Below are 14,161 nucleotides of genomic sequence, written 5' to 3'. Positions count from 1 at the left end.
ATCCGCCCCCTGGAGCGTGTGCCTATCGGCCTATGCAAGCCCGCAGCCTTATGTTCGGTCGGGGCATAACAGCTCACGGCCCACCTTACCCGACGCTCCCGCGTTCGGTCGATCACGCCTGAGCGGCGCGTTTCCAAACTCACTGCAACCCAGCATGAATCGGAGGGCATCATGGCCCAGACTTCACTTACCTACGATATTGATGGCGACACCGGCAGCCTGCTGGCTGCCAGTCAGGAAGAAGCACATGGTATCCTCATCTCGAAGTTGCATGAGCGGCTGCCCGACTTGGATCACCTCAGCCTGCCAGCGATATCGGCTTCCGACGAGGATATTCGTCAAATCTTCGAGGAGGCAGGACTCGCGGACGTAGTGAGCTTCAAAACACAGATCTTCGTCGGCCCGTAAAGAACTGATCTAGCTCGGCACCTTGCCTCCGGCTTCGATCATGCGACGAAGGCTTTCGCCCTGCGGCGTTTGCCCCTGACTTGTCAGGAAGGAGTGCAGGTCCGTTTCGCTGGCCTGCCCGCCTGAGCTGGAGTTGGGCTCATGATGGACAACCGAACGATCACCGTTCTGTATCAGCAGCCAGCGATCACCATTGGCGCTCTTATAGATCTCAACGGTTCTATCCGCAGTTGGGCTCAGGTCCAGACTGCGCACATCAACCTCGACTTCCATGCGCTCAAAGGCCCCCGCGGGTCCTTTGAAACTCCCGGACACCGGAACGGCCTGCGTGATTTTGCGAGCAACGGCGACCGGGATGAGGTTGGCCGCTCCCATCGTGCCGTTGGTCGGATCGAAGGCGATCCAGCCGGGGCCAGGCAGGAATATCTCGACCCACGCATGGGTCGAGCCGGCACCTTTAATTTCCAAGCTATCCGGCCAAAGATAGCCGGACACGAGGCGAGCACCAAAGCCGAGTGCACGTGCCGCGTCTGCCAGAAGAACCGCAAGGTCCCGGCAGGAACCCGCGGCAACGTCCAAGGTCTGTTCCGGCGATTGCGTGCCCTCGTCCTCGCGGCTCTCGTATCGGATCTCGCGGTGCACACCGAGATTCAGGTCTTTCAAGAGCGAGAGCGTGTCTGTCTGCGGAAAGGCAATAAAGCTCCGGGCCCATGGCTCCACAGTGGCGTCCTTGGGGGCGTATTGCCGAATTGTAAACGACCCTAGGTCGGTCCAGATGTCATCCGCATACGAGAACGGGTATGATATGGCCGAGGCATCGATATCGAACACAGGCCATGCGGGCGCGCCCGATTTGACCTGCGTGTGGCTCTCGATAACCAGCAGATCGGTCTGTTCTTGAAAACGTGCCGTTGCGAGGCCATTGCCAAAAACGTCGCTTGACCAGGTCAGCTTTGCCGCGGGGGAACATTCGACCTGATGGGACAGGAGCTTGAGCTCGTAACTTTCCCGAGGCCGGAGCATCAGTCGATGCGGCAGCAACTGCACAGGCGCACGATAGCGATATGTCGTCCGGTGGACGATGTTCAGCGTCGGCATCTTCAGCTTCCTTTTCATTCGCCGGATCAGAGGGCAAACGGACGGCGTGTCGCCCGGCTACGCCGCCGGACAACCCAGCCTGCGGCGCCACCACGGAGCGCATGGAAATGCGGTCTTCCCTTGCCAATAAGCTAGCGTTGCGAATGGCTCATTCCATCGCCGCATGGATGTGCGATGCTAACCCCGGATTTTCTGAGAGCGTCCTATGCCGGGTCCGATCGTCGAAGCCGCGAGAACCATTCCCAATTTCACGACTGCCCCTCAAACACCGCGGCGTAGAAATCATGGCTGTTGCACATTGCTCTGCGGCGGCATTGTAATAATGCCCCGGCAGCCCCATCTGTAATCAGCAAAGACCCTGATCTTGAACTTCTGTCTCCTAACGGCTTCAGTCGAGCATTTGACGACTGAGCCACGCCGCCGCATGTCGCGGGCGGATCCTTACAGGAGACACACGATGGCCAATGGCACCGTGAAATGGTTCAACACAACCAAAGGGTTTGGTTTTATCCAGCCAGAGCATGGCACCAAAGACGTGTTCGTTCACGTCTCTGCGCTTGAGCGTGCTGGTATCCGCCAGCTGAATGACGGGCAGGCTGTGACGTTCGAGATCGAGAATGATCGCAACGGCCGCGAATCCGCGATAGACCTCTCTCTCGCTTAAGTTCGGCCAAATGCACAGGTGGCGCGGCAGATGCCGCGCCTTTTTTTGTTTAGGATAGATCATGGCTGGTAAGATACGGAACGACGGGCACGCTGAAGCGACAACAGTTCGCGAGGCTCCGCAGCCACTCGGCTGGGCCGAATTTTTTCGCCAACTGGCAGATGGCACTTACCGAGATCCCCGACATCTCGGCTAGTCAGGCGAACTCGGCACGGCACCAATTGTCTGCTCGCGAACGCTGGTGCGACACCCCAGGGGCAGTTGTTAGCGAGTTTATGTCGTGCGGATTGAAGCCCTCGATTCGAGCGGGGAACAGAAGGCAAAGGCAGGTTTCGAATGCTTGCGACTGTGAGCTGTCATCACCGGGCTGTTTGACATAGTCGCGCAAAGCAGCACCTCGATTGCAAGCTTCGTGGTGTCGTTTCCATGAATGGGGGCTCATTGCCGGCGGCTAGCTCAGAATGGGCCCCGATCATCAGCCCTCTTGAACCCTCGGTGGAACATCCATATACCATCCGTGTGGATGGTGGAGGCGATCGATGGATAACGTGCGGCAACTGCGCGAAAGAACTCCGGAAAGCGAAAAGATCACCCTTAATCTTGGCTATGTTGACCTAGGACGAATTGATCTTCTGGTGCAGGAAGGTTTCTACTCGAACCGGAGCGATTTCATTCGAACTGCCATCCGAAATCAGCTTGAGCATCACGGTGAGATCGTCGCTCGGTCTATTGAGCGGCACACGATGGAACTTGGCTTGCGCGACTACGGTCGTGCTGAACTCGAAGCCTTGCGTGATGCCGGCGAGGTTCTCCATGTCAAGGTTGTCGGCCTTGCCCGAATTGCTGCCGATGTAACACCGGAACTTGCACGGGTGGCGATCGGCTCGATCACAGTGCTGGGCGCGCTGCAAGCCAGCGCAGAAGTTCGGGCGGCGCTCGCTGACCGAATATCCTAAACAGTCGCAAATAGGAACATCGGGATGAAGAAGTTCTCTGCTGGCGCAATGCGCCTGACGATCCACGACGCGCGTTTGGCCTCGGCAAATGACCTCGTCCGCCGCACTCTGGCGCAGCATGGGCTAGCACCCGGTGGCTCTATTTCTGCGCCCATGCCGAACTTATCACCCAGAAAAAGTCCCGCCGCGCCTGCGGCTTTGATCGCGCCTGGCGCGAGTTTCGAGCAGGCAAGGTTTACCTGTGACGCCGGAAGCCGCAGCTACATGACGTATGTGCCGGCAAGCGCGAAGGATGGAGCAGCCGGCCTCCTTATGATGCTGCATGGCTGCACCCAGACTGCTTTGGATTTCGCAGCTGGCACCAAAATGAACGCGGTGGCGGATCAACATGGTTTTGTCGTTGTCTACCCGGAGCAATCGCGGGGCGACAATGCCCAGTCATGCTGGAACTGGTTCAGTCGCGGGGATCAGCAACGTGGTCGCGGAGAGCCAGCAATCCTCGCCGGTCTTGCTGCTCAAACCGCCCGGAAATTTGGTGTGACTCCTGAGACGACATTCGTCGCTGGGCTGTCTGCAGGGGCGGCGATGGCCGTAATCCTGGGGGAGACATACAACGACGTCTTCACGGCCGTGGGAGCCCATTCGGGGCTTCCCTACGGCGCTGCCACAGATGTGCCGTCCGCGTTCGCTGCGATGTCCGGAAACGCAAAGGATCGTCGCGCGTCGGCAAAACATGCCCCCCGAACAATCGTCTTTCACGGCACGGAAGATCATACTGTTAACCTGACAAATGCTGTCGCGATTGCAGATGATATTGTTCGCGCTGGGCCCGCGCAAACGCTGTCGGAAAGCCGCACCGGCCGAAAAAACGGTCGGACCTTCACCTGCGAGATCACTGAGACGGTCGAAGGCAGGTTGCTGATTGAGCATTGGAAAATCGACGGACTGGGTCATGCCTGGTCAGGCGGCGGGCCTGACGGATCCTACACGGACGCGACGGGCCCCGACGCGAGTGCCGAAATGGTTCGGTTCTTTTTGAAGCACCGGTAGCTTCCGGTCTAACAGGCGAGGCAACAGCGCTCCACTCCAACACCTGTGCAGCTCCAACTTCTTGCCACCTTCGCGTCACCGCGCCGCGCGCTGGATTGCGGTGGTGCGCCCTGGCGCCTCCTCGGTAATCAAGTGCCATCCTGCCGCTCGGCGCTCGGTCCCTGCAATCCGGGCGGCGGGGCGGCGCCTGCGTCTGGATCGCGGCCGTGGCTTCGGTCCAGCCAGCGCATTATGGGTGTCACTGTCAGTCCGTGCATCAGGATCGACGCCAGAATGACGAGGCCAACGATTGCCCATAGCCGATTTGCGCCCTCCACCGGCATGTAATTCAGGCCATAGGCCAGATAGTAGATCGATCCGACACCACGAATGCCGAAGAAGGCGATGGTCAGCTTCTCGGTCCGGCTCGCGGACAGGCCCCAAAGCCCGAGAAGCCCGGCTGCTGGACGGATCAGCAGCAGGATGACCGCCGCCGCCACCACATCCGTCCAGACCAGGGCGGCCAGAAGCCCCGTGGCCAGCGCTCCGCCGAACAAAAGCAAAAGCACCATCATCGCCAAACGCTCGATCTGCTCGGTCACGTCGTGCATCTCGCGGTGGAAATCATGCGTGCGATGGGCATGACGAAAAGTCAGGGCCGTCACGAAGACCGACAGGAAACCGTAGGAATGGATGATCTCGGTCAGCCCATAGGACACGAAGGTCGCCGCCAGCGCGATGAGGCCATCGCCGGTCTGCGCTAGCTTCGTCTCGGCAGGTATGTTGAAGGTGATCCAGCCGAAGATGCGCCCGATGAGGTAACCGCCTAGGACGCCCGCCACGATCTCCCACAGCACGTTGTAGCCGAGCCATGTCAGCACCCAGGGCTCGCCGGTGGACGCGGCCAACGTCAGCGCGATGGCCAGATGCACAAAGGGAAACGCGGCGCCGTCGTTCATCCCCGCCTCGGACGTCAGGCCGAAACGCACTTCATCTTCCTCACCGCTACGCGGGGGACCGACCTGCACATCCGACGCCAAGACGGGATCTGTTGGTGCCAGTGCCGCCCCGAGAAGCAGGGCGACGGTCCATGGCAACCCCATCCAGATCCCTGCCAAGGCGGTGATGGCAAGGATGCTCAGCGGCATGGTGATGAGGATCAGCCGCCACGACACTTGCCAGCGCCGCATTCCGAACACGCGGTCAATCTTCAGGCCCGCGCCCATCAGCGCGATGATGACCACGAATTCGGAAAACCGCTCGGTGATCTCTGGGTAATCCAGCGGCGATGGCACCAGCGTCACCTGAGGAAGAGAGAAGATCGCGGCGCCAAGGCTAATGCAGACGACCGGCAGCGACAGGGGCAGGCGCCGCAACGCGAGCGGTAGCCACGCTACCAGAGCGATTAGCGCACCCGCCCCTGTCAGGAGTAGGATATATGGGTCCGGGTGCAGGAACGTTTCCATGCATTACAACACCCGACGGGGCCTTTTGGTCCACGGGATCAGTGCGCACGAACGCTCGGCGATCAGACTTGGCGCCGCTCCGTAAATCAGCCGGCGCAGGCCGTATTCTTCACGATTTTCCGGTTCTGTGCGCCGTGACCAAACCGGACCGCGTTTACCGAGGTCATGCTTGGCGTGAGCAGCAGGAAGATGCGCCGCTTCTCCGGCCTCCGAGCCCTCAGCCGAACGTCCCGCTTTCACCGCGCGGCGTGCATCCATCTGCTCTGAAATAAGCCTCTGGCTTTCTTTCTCGGGGGATACGCTGCAACTGCATTCGCCGCAGCGGGTGCGAATGACGGCTTTGGGGCTTTCGCATCGAGCGGTGCCCGCACCTTGCGATTGTCCGGTTCGAGCGGAAATGACGGACGTCTGCGCCCGCCCAGCTATGGCACAAGCGAATAACGGATCAACGCGCTGAGGCAGGAGGTGGTAATCTGGCGGTTACTTTGCAATGCATCATTTTTCGCCTACATTGAACTTGACTGTCAGGATAATTTGTGGCCCCGGTCGCCGCGCGGATCGCGGGCCATTCGCTGCCCACCGCGCATCCCGACTACGTCGCGGCGCATCTGGCGCATCCGTCCTTCCGGCGCTGGCGGGCGATGGGGCTGGTGGACGGCGCGGACCAACCCGCCTATGCCCGCGACTGGCCGCAGAAAGACTGGCCGATGCCGGTCCAGCCCGCCGCCGCCTGCGAGGGGCCTTCGGTGAACGAGGCCTGCCCCTATTCAGGCAAGCCCGTGACTGACTTTCTGACCTTCGGTGGCCGGGTCTATGACTTCTGCAACCCGTTCTGCCGCGACAAGACCGTGGCTGACCCCGAAGCATGGCCTGCCTTCATGAAGATCGTTAACCTTTCTTAAACCCCCGGCCCCTACCCATTAACCAAAACGAGGTGGGATATGGTCACGCGCGCCTTCACGGTCGCATTCGAGGGCGTGGAGGCACGGCTGGTCGAGGTGCAATGCGCCGTGTCATCCGGCCTTCCGGCCTTCACCATCGTCGGCCTGCCCGACAAGGCCGTGTCCGAAGCGCGCGAACGGGTCCGCGCCGCGCTGGATGCCATGTCCATCGCGCTGCCGTCGAAACGGGTGGCGATCAACCTGTCGCCCGCCGATCTGCCCAAGGAAGGTTCGCACTTCGACCTGCCGATTGCCTTGTCCCTGCTGGCGGCGCTGGACATCATCCCCCGGGACGAGGTCGAGGGCGTCGTCGCTCTGGGAGAGCTGTCGCTGGACGGGCGGCTGACCCCGGTGCTGGGCGCCCTGCCCGCCGCCATGACCGCCGCCGAGGAGGATCGCGCGCTGGTCTGCCCCAAGGCCTGCGGGCCGGAGGCCGCATGGGTCGGCGCGACCGAAGTTCTGGCCGCCGGATCGCTGGCCGATGTGGTGCGCCATTTCACCGGCCAGTCCCCCCTGCCCCCCGTCGATCCGGGAGAGGCTGTCACCCCCGCCGCCAAACGCGACTTCCGCGAGGTGAAAGGACAGGAACGCGCCAAACGCGCCTTGGAGATTGCGGCGGCAGGGCGGCACCATGTCATGATGGTTGGAACGCCGGGATCGGGTAAATCCATGCTCGCCTCGTGCCTGCCCGGCATCCTGCCCCCGCTTTCGGCGGCCGAGGCGCTGGAGACGTCGATGATCCACTCCGTCGCGGGGCTACTGCAAGGCGGGATCAGCCGCGCGCGCCCCTTTCGCGAACCGCACCACACCGCGTCCCCCACCGCGATCACCGGCGGCGGGCGCGGTGCGAAACCGGGCGAGGTCAGCCTTGCCCATAACGGCGTGCTGTTCCTTGACGAGTTTCCCGAATTTCCGCGCAACGTGCTGGAAACCCTGCGCCAACCGATCGAGACGGGCGAGATCATGGTCGCCCGCGCCAACGCCCATATCCGCTATCCCTGCCGGTTCCTGCTGGTGGCGGCGGCCAATCCCTGCCGCTGCGGCTACCTTTCCGATCCGTCGCAAGCCTGCAGCCGCGCCCCGGTCTGCGGCGAGGATTACCTTGGCCGCATTTCCGGCCCGCTGATGGATCGGTTCGACCTGCGCGTGGACGTGCCGCCGGTGGCCTATACCGACCTAGACCGTCCTTCGACCGGGGATACCTCGGCCCAGATCGCGGCGCGGGTGGCGGCGGCGCGGGCCATTCAGGCGGATCGCTATGACGGCACCCGCGCCCGCGTGAATGCCGAAGCCGAGGGCAATTTGCTGGAAGCCGTCGCCACCCCCGACGATGCGGGCCGCGCGCTTTTGTCGAAAGTGGCAGAGCGGTTCGGTCTTTCGGCCCGCGCCTATCACCGCATCCTGCGGGTGGCGCGGACCATCGCCGATCTGGCGGGCGAAGACGAGGTCCGCCAGCCCCATATCGCCGAGGCCGTCAGCTTCAGGCTTTCGCTTCGATCGCCTGCCAGATGATCTCGGCCCCGTTGGTGCCGTCAAACCGCTCCAGCTCCTGAAGGCCGGTGGGCGAGGTCACGTTGATCTCGGTCAGCCAGTCGCCGATCACGTCGATGCCGACGAAGATCTGGCCGTTATCGCGCAAGGTGGGGCCGATGATGCGGCAGATCTCGCGGTCGCGCTCGGTCAGCTCGACCTTCTCTGCCCGTCCGCCGACATGCATGTTAGACCGCGTTTCGCCTTCTTGCGGCACGCGGTTGATCGCGCCGATGGGCTCGCCATCGACCAGGATCACGCGCTTGTCGCCCTTGGTCACGGCGGGCAAGTATTTCTGCACGATCAGCGGCTCGCGGCTCATCGAAGTGAACAGCTCGTGCAGCGATGCCAGATTACGGTCGTTCGGGTCCAGCCGGAACACGCCCGCGCCGCCATTGCCGTAAAGCGGCTTCAGGATGATGTCGCCGTGCTTGGCCTTGAACTCGCGGATGGTCGCGAGGTCACGCGCGATCATCGTCGGCGGCGTCAGTTCGGGGAAGCGCAGCACCAGCAGCTTTTCCGGGAAGTTCCGCACCCAGAACGGATTGTTCACCACCTGCACCGATTTCGGCAGCATGTCCAGAAGATGCGTCGTGGTGATGTAACCCATGTCGAAGGGCGGGTCCTGACGCAGCCAGACCACGTCGAAGCTGCTCAGGTCCACCACCTCGTCCGGGCCGTGATCGACGTGATTTCCCCTCTCGCGGCGCAGCGTCATCCACTGGCCGCGCGCGGTGATCCGCCCTTCGTCATAGGCCAGATGCTGGGGGTGGTAATGGAACAGCCTGTGCCCCCGCGCCTGCGCCTCCAGCGCGATGCGGAAGGTGCTGTCGCCGTCGATATTGACCGACCCGATGGGGTCCATCTGGAATGCGACCTTCATGCGTCTTCTCCTTTTGGCGCTTTTGTGTCAGGGGCCGAGCACGTTGGCAATGACCTCGACCCGGCCCGTGCCATCGACCAGCGCGACGTCGAAACGGCAGTCGGTGCGCTGGCCTGCGGGTTCGCCGCCAAGAAAGGCGCTCGCGCTGGCATGGATGCGGGCGATCTGGCGCGGGGTCAAACGCAGGGCGGCGGCGGCGTGGCTGCGGGACTTCTTCACCTCGACGAAGATCACGGTCGCCCCATCGCGCAGGATCAGATCGACCTCTCCGCCCGGCCCTTTCCAGCGCTTCGCGGCGACGGGCAGCGCATAGTGCCGCGCGACGATGTCTTCCGCCGCCAAACCCGCATGGTGGTTCACAAGGCTCACAGCTTCAGCGCCATCTGATAGACGTCACGTTTCGGCAGGCCCAGGCGCTGCGCCACTTCGGCGGCGGCATCCTTGACCGAAAGCGTTTCAAGCGCGCGGCGCAGGGCGGCTTCGACGTCCTCCTCCGACGCGACCTCGGGTGCGCCGCGATCCACCAGCAGCACGATCTCGCCCTTCACGCTGCGGTCGGCAAAGGCCTCTGCCAGTTCCGCGACAGTGCCGCGCGTGGTTTCCTCGAACTTCTTGGTTAGCTCGCGGCAGACGGCGGCGCGGCGGTCGGGCCAAGCCTCGGCCATGTCGCGCAGGGTGGCGGCGATGCGTTTGGGGGATTCGTAGAAGACCAGTGTGGCTTGAATCGGCGCGACTTCGGCCAGCGCCTTCTTGCGGGCAGACGATGTGCTGGGCAGGAACCCCGCGAACAGGAACCGGTCGCTCGGCAGGCCCGCGATGGTCAGCGCGGCCAGAACCGCCGACGGCCCCGGTGCGGTCAGCACCGTCAGCCCCGCCGCAATCGCCTCGCGCGACAATTCGAACCCCGGATCGGAAACCAGCGGCGTTCCCGCCTCGGACGCATAGGCAACCGACTTGCCATCCTTCATCGCGGCGATCAAGCGCGGGCCGGCGGAATCGCCGTTGTGATCGTGATAGGCGACCAGCGGACGTCCGCCCAGCGGGATGCCGTGAATCTCCATCAGATGACGCAGGGTGCGCGTGTCTTCGGCAGCCAGAACATCGGCGTCGCGCAGGATATCCAGCGCCCGCAAGGTGATGTCGCGCGCCGCCCCGATGGGCGTGGCGACGAAGTGCAGTCCCGGCGCGAGCATCGGTCATCCTTCAAAAAGTTGCCAACACCCCGTGATCGGCATAGGTTCGACCCGTCTGCTGCGCCCCAAGGGATGAGGAATCTCCGTATGTTGTCCGTTTTCAGGTTGGCCCGCAAGTCGCTGGGCCGCACAGTCATCGCCCTTTCCGCCCTCGCGCTGGCCGCGTGCGAACCTGTCGCCCTGTCCGGCACAGGTCCCGGTGCATCGCGCGGCGGCCCGGTGCCCGTGGCGCTTCTGGTGCCCGCAGGGTCTGGTCAGGCCAATGACGAGGCGCTGGCGAAAAGCCTTGAGAACGCGGCGCGTCTGGCGATTGCCGACCTCGGGCCGGGTGCCGTCGACCTGCGCGTCTATCGCACCGCAGGGCAGCCGTCGCGCGCGGCGGTCGAAGCCGCCCGCGCCGTGGACGAAGGCGCACAGGTCATCCTCGGCCCGGTCTTCGCCGCCGAGGCGAATGCGGCGGGGGTTGCCGTCGCGCAGCGCGGCGTGAACGTTCTGTCCTTCTCGAACAACACCGACATCGCGGGCGGCAACGTCTTCGTGCTGGGCCAGACCTTCCGCAACACCGCCTCGCGGCTGGCGCAATATGCGGTGCGCAACAATGCCGGGCAGATCATGGTCGTCTATGACCAGAACGCCGCCGGAAACACCGGACGCACCGCGATCGAGGCGGGCGTGCGCCAAGCGGGCGGCACGGTCGTCGGCGCGCAGGGCTATGAATTTTCGCAGAACGGCATCACTCAGGCAGCGCCGCGCATCGCGCAAGCCGCGCGGGACGCAAGCGCCAACGCCGTGTTCCTGACCGCAGGGTCGGATGGCGCGCTGCCGCTGGTCAGCCAGCTTCTGCGCGAAAACGGCCTGACGAACGAACGCTTCATCGGCCTGACCCGCTGGGACATTCCGGCGGCCACGCTGTCGCTTCCGGGCGTGCAGGGCGGCTGGTTCGCACAGCCCGATCCGGGTCTGTATGGCCAATACGTCGCCCGCTACCAGGGCGCCTACGGCGTCGCGCCGCATCCGATCTCGGGCCTTGCCTATGACGGGATTGCCGCGATCGGCGCGCTGGCGAAACGCGGCGACGCGCCCACCGCGCAGGCGCTGACCCAAGGGTCGGGCTTTGCTGGCGTCGGCGGCGTCTTCCGCCTGCTGGCCGATGGCAGCAACGAACGCGGCCTTGCCGTCGCGCAGATTACCAACAACCAGGTGACCGTGATTGACCCTGCTCCGCGCAGCTTCGGCGGTGCCGGCTTCTGAGCCGGCGCAAAGCGAACATCCCATCCTCCCGCCCGAGCGGATCGCGCAGGCGGGGGTTCTGACCGCCGCCATCACCGACGCGATCCGGACCGAGGGCGCAACCGACGCCCGCGCCATCCGCGACATCGCCGTGCGCCATCTGTCAGCCGCCCGCACCGACGCGGAAAAGCGGCTGACCGAGGCGTTTCTGGACACGCCGCGCGCCGCCCGCGCGCTGATCACCGGCCAGTCGCTTCTGGTCGATGCGCTGGTGATGACCGCGTTCAACGTGGCGGTCACGCATCTGCACCCCTCGGCCGCGCGCATGGCCGTGATCGCGGTCGGTGGCTATGGCCGTGCCGAAATGGCGCCGCATTCCGATGTGGATCTTTTGTTTCTCGTGCCTTCGGGCGCGGCGGACGGGCCTGCGGCGGCCATCGAATCCATGCTCTATATCCTGTGGGATCTGAAGCTGAAGGTCGGCCATTCCACCCGGTCGATCAAGGACTGCCTCCGCCTTGGGCGCGAGGACATCACGATCCGCACCGCCCTGCTGGAGCAGCGTTTCCTGACCGGCGACAAGGCGCTGGCGCTGGAATTGGACGAACGGCTGTGGAACGAGTTGTTCCGAAAATCCGGCCCCGAATTCATCGAAGCGAAGCTGAGCGAACGCGCCATCCGCCACAAGCGCCAAGGCAACCAGCGCTATGTGCTGGAGCCGAACGTGAAGGAGGGCAAGGGCGGGCTGCGCGATCTGCAAACCCTGTATTGGATCGGCAAATACCTGCATCGCGTCCCGCGTGCCGCCGGCTTGGTGGGGGCGGGCCTGTTCGAGCAGGAGGAATACGAGACCTTCCGCCGGGCCGAGGATTTCCTGTGGTGCGTGCGCTGTCATCTGCATTACATCGCCCGCCGCGCCGCCGACCAGTTGACCTTCGACATGCAGGTCGAGGTGGCATCGCGCCTCGGCTATGTCGATCGGGCGGGGCGGCGGGCAGTGGAGCTGTTCATGCAGGACTACTTCCGCCACGCGACCAAGGTGGGCGAGCTGACCCGCATCTTCTTGGCCGAACTCGAAGCCCGCCATGCGAAGCGCGAGCCGATGTTCTCGCTTCCCCGCCGCCGCAAGCTGCGCCCGGAATATCGTCTGGTGCAGGGGCGCATCTCGGTCGTGGATGCCGACGCCTTTCTGGCCGACAAGCTGAACCTGCTGCGCATCTTCGAGGAGTCTTTGCGGACCGGATACCTGATCCACCCCGACGCTATGCGGCTGGTCGCGCTGAACCTCGACCGGATCGATGACGAGATGCAGACCGACCGCGAGGCGAACCGCATCTTCCTCGACACGCTGCTGAAACACGGCAACCCGGAACGCGCCCTGCGCCACATGAACGAGATTGGCGTGCTGGGTGCCTTCATCCCCGATTTCGAACGGATCGTGGCGATGATGCAGTTCAACGTCTATCACCACTATACCGTTGACGAACACACGATCCAGACGATCTCGACCCTGTCCGAGATCGAGCGGGGAGAGTTGGCGGACGATCTGCCGATCGCCAGCGCCATCCTGACCGAAGGGGTCAACCGCCGGACGCTGTATATCGCGCTTCTGTTGCACGACATCGGCAAGGGCCGCCCCGAGGATCATTCCATCGTCGGCGCGCGCATCGCCCGCCGCGTGGCCCCCCGCCTCGGCCTGACCCCCGAGGAATCGGAAACCGTGGAATGGCTGGTCCGCAATCATCTGGTCATGTCCGACGTGGCGCAGAAGCGCGACATTTCCGACCCCCGCACGGTGCGCGACTTCGCCAAGGTGGTCAAATCGCGCAAACGGCTGGACCTGCTGACCGTGCTGACGGTCTGCGACATTCGCGGCGTGGGTCCGGGGACGTGGAACAACTGGAAGGCCCAGCTTCTGCGCACCCTTTACCGCGACACCCGCACCGCGCTGGAGGAAGGGCTGGAGACGCTGAACCGCGAGCATCGCGAGGGCGAGGGTCGCCGCGCGCTGCGCGATGCGCTGGCGGGATGGGACCAGAAAGACCTGCGGGCCGAGATGGCGCGCCACTATCCAACCTATTGGCAGGGGCTGCCCACCGCGACGCATGTGGTTTTCGCGGGTCTTCTGCGCGGGCTTGGCGATGACGAGATCCGGATCGACCTGTCCCCCGAACCCGACCGCGACGCGACCCGCGCCTGTTTCGCGCTGGCCGACCATCCGGGCATCTTCTCGCGCCTTTCCGGGGCGCTGGCACTGGTCGGCGCGAACGTGGTGGATGCGCGGACCTATACCTCCAAGGACGGCTATGCCACCGCCGTGTTCTGGATACAGGACGCCGACGGCGCGGCTTACGAGGCAAGCCGCCTGCCCCGCCTCAGCCAGATGATCGACAAGACCCTGAAGGGCGAGGTTGTCGCGCGCGAGGCGTTGAAGGACCGCGACAAGCTGCCCAAACGCCAAAGCGCCTTCCGTTTCCCCACCCATATCGCCTTCGACAACGAGGGATCGGAAATCTATACCATCATCGAGGTCGACACCCGCGACCGTCCGGGGCTGCTTTACGATCTGACGCGGACGCTGGCCGCCGACAATATCTATATCGCCTCCGCCGTCATCGCGACTTATGGCGCGCAGGTGGTCGATACCTTCTATGTGAAAGACATGTTCGGTTTGAAACTCCATACGAAATCAAGGCAGGAAAGCCTTGAGAGGAAGCTGCGCCAGGCGATCTCCGAAGGCGCGGCGAGGGCTGCCGTTTGAAA

The 14,161-nt window shown here is 63.8% G+C and carries 13 protein-coding genes; 8 read left to right on the top strand and 5 right to left on the bottom strand.

Translation table 11 applies throughout. The features are described from left to right. The first annotated feature begins 171 nt into the window (after positions 1-171). Positions 172-408, top strand: a complete 237-nt coding sequence (locus tag E2K76_RS13245; protein ID WP_136684818.1) for a hypothetical protein — start codon at positions 172-174, stop codon at positions 406-408. A 9-nt stretch (positions 409-417) separates the two neighbouring features. Here E2K76_RS13245 and E2K76_RS13240 read toward each other — a convergent pair whose 3' ends face one another. After that, positions 418-1,506 (bottom strand): transglutaminase family protein, encoded by a 1,089-nt coding sequence (locus E2K76_RS13240; protein WP_136684817.1) that lies wholly within the window; start codon positions 1,504-1,506, stop codon positions 418-420. Positions 1,507-1,963: 457 nt separating this feature from the next. Between E2K76_RS13240 and E2K76_RS13235 the strand changes: the two genes are divergently transcribed. The 3 genes from E2K76_RS13235 to E2K76_RS13225 all read left to right on the top strand — a co-directional run bounded on the left by E2K76_RS13235 (position 1,964) and on the right by E2K76_RS13225 (position 4,176). Beyond that, positions 1,964-2,170: a cold-shock protein gene (locus E2K76_RS13235; protein WP_136684816.1), complete on the top strand. Its 207-nt coding sequence runs from the start codon at positions 1,964-1,966 to the stop codon at positions 2,168-2,170. A gap of 539 nt (positions 2,171-2,709) precedes the next feature. Continuing rightward, positions 2,710-3,126 carry a CopG family transcriptional regulator gene (locus E2K76_RS13230; RefSeq protein WP_136684814.1) on the top strand — a complete coding sequence of 139 codons (417 nt, stop codon included), beginning with the start codon at positions 2,710-2,712 and terminating at the stop codon, positions 3,124-3,126. A gap of 24 nt (positions 3,127-3,150) precedes the next feature. Continuing rightward, positions 3,151-4,176, top strand: a complete 1,026-nt coding sequence (locus tag E2K76_RS13225) for an extracellular catalytic domain type 1 short-chain-length polyhydroxyalkanoate depolymerase (protein ID WP_136684813.1) — start codon at positions 3,151-3,153, stop codon at positions 4,174-4,176. A gap of 128 nt (positions 4,177-4,304) precedes the next feature. Here E2K76_RS13225 and E2K76_RS13220 read toward each other — a convergent pair whose 3' ends face one another. Further along, a complete protein-coding gene (locus E2K76_RS13220) occupies positions 4,305-5,621 on the bottom strand; it encodes a cation:proton antiporter (RefSeq protein ID WP_136684811.1) in 1,317 nt (438 codons plus the stop codon). Positions 5,622-6,157: 536 nt separating this feature from the next. On the opposite strand from E2K76_RS13220, the gene E2K76_RS13215 reads away from it, so the two are divergent. Together E2K76_RS13215 and E2K76_RS13210 are read left to right on the top strand one after the other, a co-directional pair. After that, positions 6,158-6,523 carry a hypothetical protein gene (locus tag E2K76_RS13215; RefSeq protein ID WP_181952903.1) on the top strand — a complete coding sequence of 122 codons (366 nt, stop codon included), beginning with the start codon at positions 6,158-6,160 and terminating at the stop codon, positions 6,521-6,523. Between the two features lie 39 nt (positions 6,524-6,562). Further along, the gene (locus E2K76_RS13210; protein ID WP_136684809.1) at positions 6,563-8,074 is read left to right on the top strand and encodes a YifB family Mg chelatase-like AAA ATPase; all 1,512 of its coding nucleotides are present in this window, start codon (positions 6,563-6,565) and stop codon (positions 8,072-8,074) included. Here the strand turns inward: E2K76_RS13210 and gshB are convergent. The 3 genes from gshB to rsmI are packed head-to-tail and all read right to left on the bottom strand — an operon-like array spanning position 8,043 to position 10,168. Then, entirely contained in the window at positions 8,043-8,975 is a 933-nt protein-coding gene (gene gshB, locus E2K76_RS13205; RefSeq protein ID WP_136684807.1) for a glutathione synthase, read from the bottom strand. The genes E2K76_RS13210 and gshB overlap by 32 nt on opposite strands. 27 nt (positions 8,976-9,002) lie before the next feature. Then, entirely contained in the window at positions 9,003-9,344 is a 342-nt protein-coding gene (locus E2K76_RS13200; RefSeq protein ID WP_136684806.1) for a YraN family protein, read from the bottom strand. After that, on the bottom strand, positions 9,341-10,168 hold the full coding sequence (gene rsmI, locus E2K76_RS13195) for a 16S rRNA (cytidine(1402)-2'-O)-methyltransferase (RefSeq protein WP_136684804.1): 828 nt from the start codon (positions 10,166-10,168) through the stop codon (positions 9,341-9,343). The genes E2K76_RS13200 and rsmI overlap by 4 nt, the downstream gene beginning before the upstream one ends. 87 nt (positions 10,169-10,255) lie before the next feature. Between rsmI and E2K76_RS13190 the strand changes: the two genes are divergently transcribed. Both E2K76_RS13190 and E2K76_RS13185 read left to right on the top strand, forming a co-directional pair. Continuing rightward, complete coding sequence (locus E2K76_RS13190; protein ID WP_136684802.1) at positions 10,256-11,419, top strand: penicillin-binding protein activator; 1,164 nt, start codon at positions 10,256-10,258, stop codon at positions 11,417-11,419. Next, positions 11,379-14,159, top strand: a complete 2,781-nt coding sequence (locus E2K76_RS13185) for a [protein-PII] uridylyltransferase (RefSeq protein WP_136684800.1) — start codon at positions 11,379-11,381, stop codon at positions 14,157-14,159. Before E2K76_RS13190 ends, E2K76_RS13185 begins: the two co-directional genes overlap by 41 nt. Positions 14,160-14,161 lie beyond the last annotated feature (2 nt).

Source organism: Falsirhodobacter xinxiangensis, assembly GCF_004959935.1.
GTDB lineage: Bacteria > Pseudomonadota > Alphaproteobacteria > Rhodobacterales > Rhodobacteraceae > Falsirhodobacter > Falsirhodobacter xinxiangensis.
Note: the sequence above shows the minus strand (reverse complement) of the source record. Positions and strands in the feature narration are given on the sequence as shown.

Coding starts and splice junctions, on each gene's coding strand:
- gshB (WP_136684807.1), bottom strand. CDS start 8,975: ATGAAGGTCGCATTCCAGATGGACCCCATCGGGTCGGTCAATATCGAC.
- rsmI (WP_136684804.1), bottom strand. CDS start 10,168: ATGCTCGCGCCGGGACTGCACTTCGTCGCCACGCCCATCGGGGCGGCG.
- E2K76_RS13230 (WP_136684814.1), top strand. CDS start 2,710: ATGGATAACGTGCGGCAACTGCGCGAAAGAACTCCGGAAAGCGAAAAG.
- E2K76_RS13220 (WP_136684811.1), bottom strand. CDS start 5,621: ATGGAAACGTTCCTGCACCCGGACCCATATATCCTACTCCTGACAGGG.
- E2K76_RS13225 (WP_136684813.1), top strand. CDS start 3,151: ATGAAGAAGTTCTCTGCTGGCGCAATGCGCCTGACGATCCACGACGCG.
- E2K76_RS13240 (WP_136684817.1), bottom strand. CDS start 1,506: ATGCCGACGCTGAACATCGTCCACCGGACGACATATCGCTATCGTGCG.
- E2K76_RS13245 (WP_136684818.1), top strand. CDS start 172: ATGGCCCAGACTTCACTTACCTACGATATTGATGGCGACACCGGCAGC.
- E2K76_RS13210 (WP_136684809.1), top strand. CDS start 6,563: ATGGTCACGCGCGCCTTCACGGTCGCATTCGAGGGCGTGGAGGCACGG.
- E2K76_RS13235 (WP_136684816.1), top strand. CDS start 1,964: ATGGCCAATGGCACCGTGAAATGGTTCAACACAACCAAAGGGTTTGGT.
- E2K76_RS13190 (WP_136684802.1), top strand. CDS start 10,256: ATGTTGTCCGTTTTCAGGTTGGCCCGCAAGTCGCTGGGCCGCACAGTC.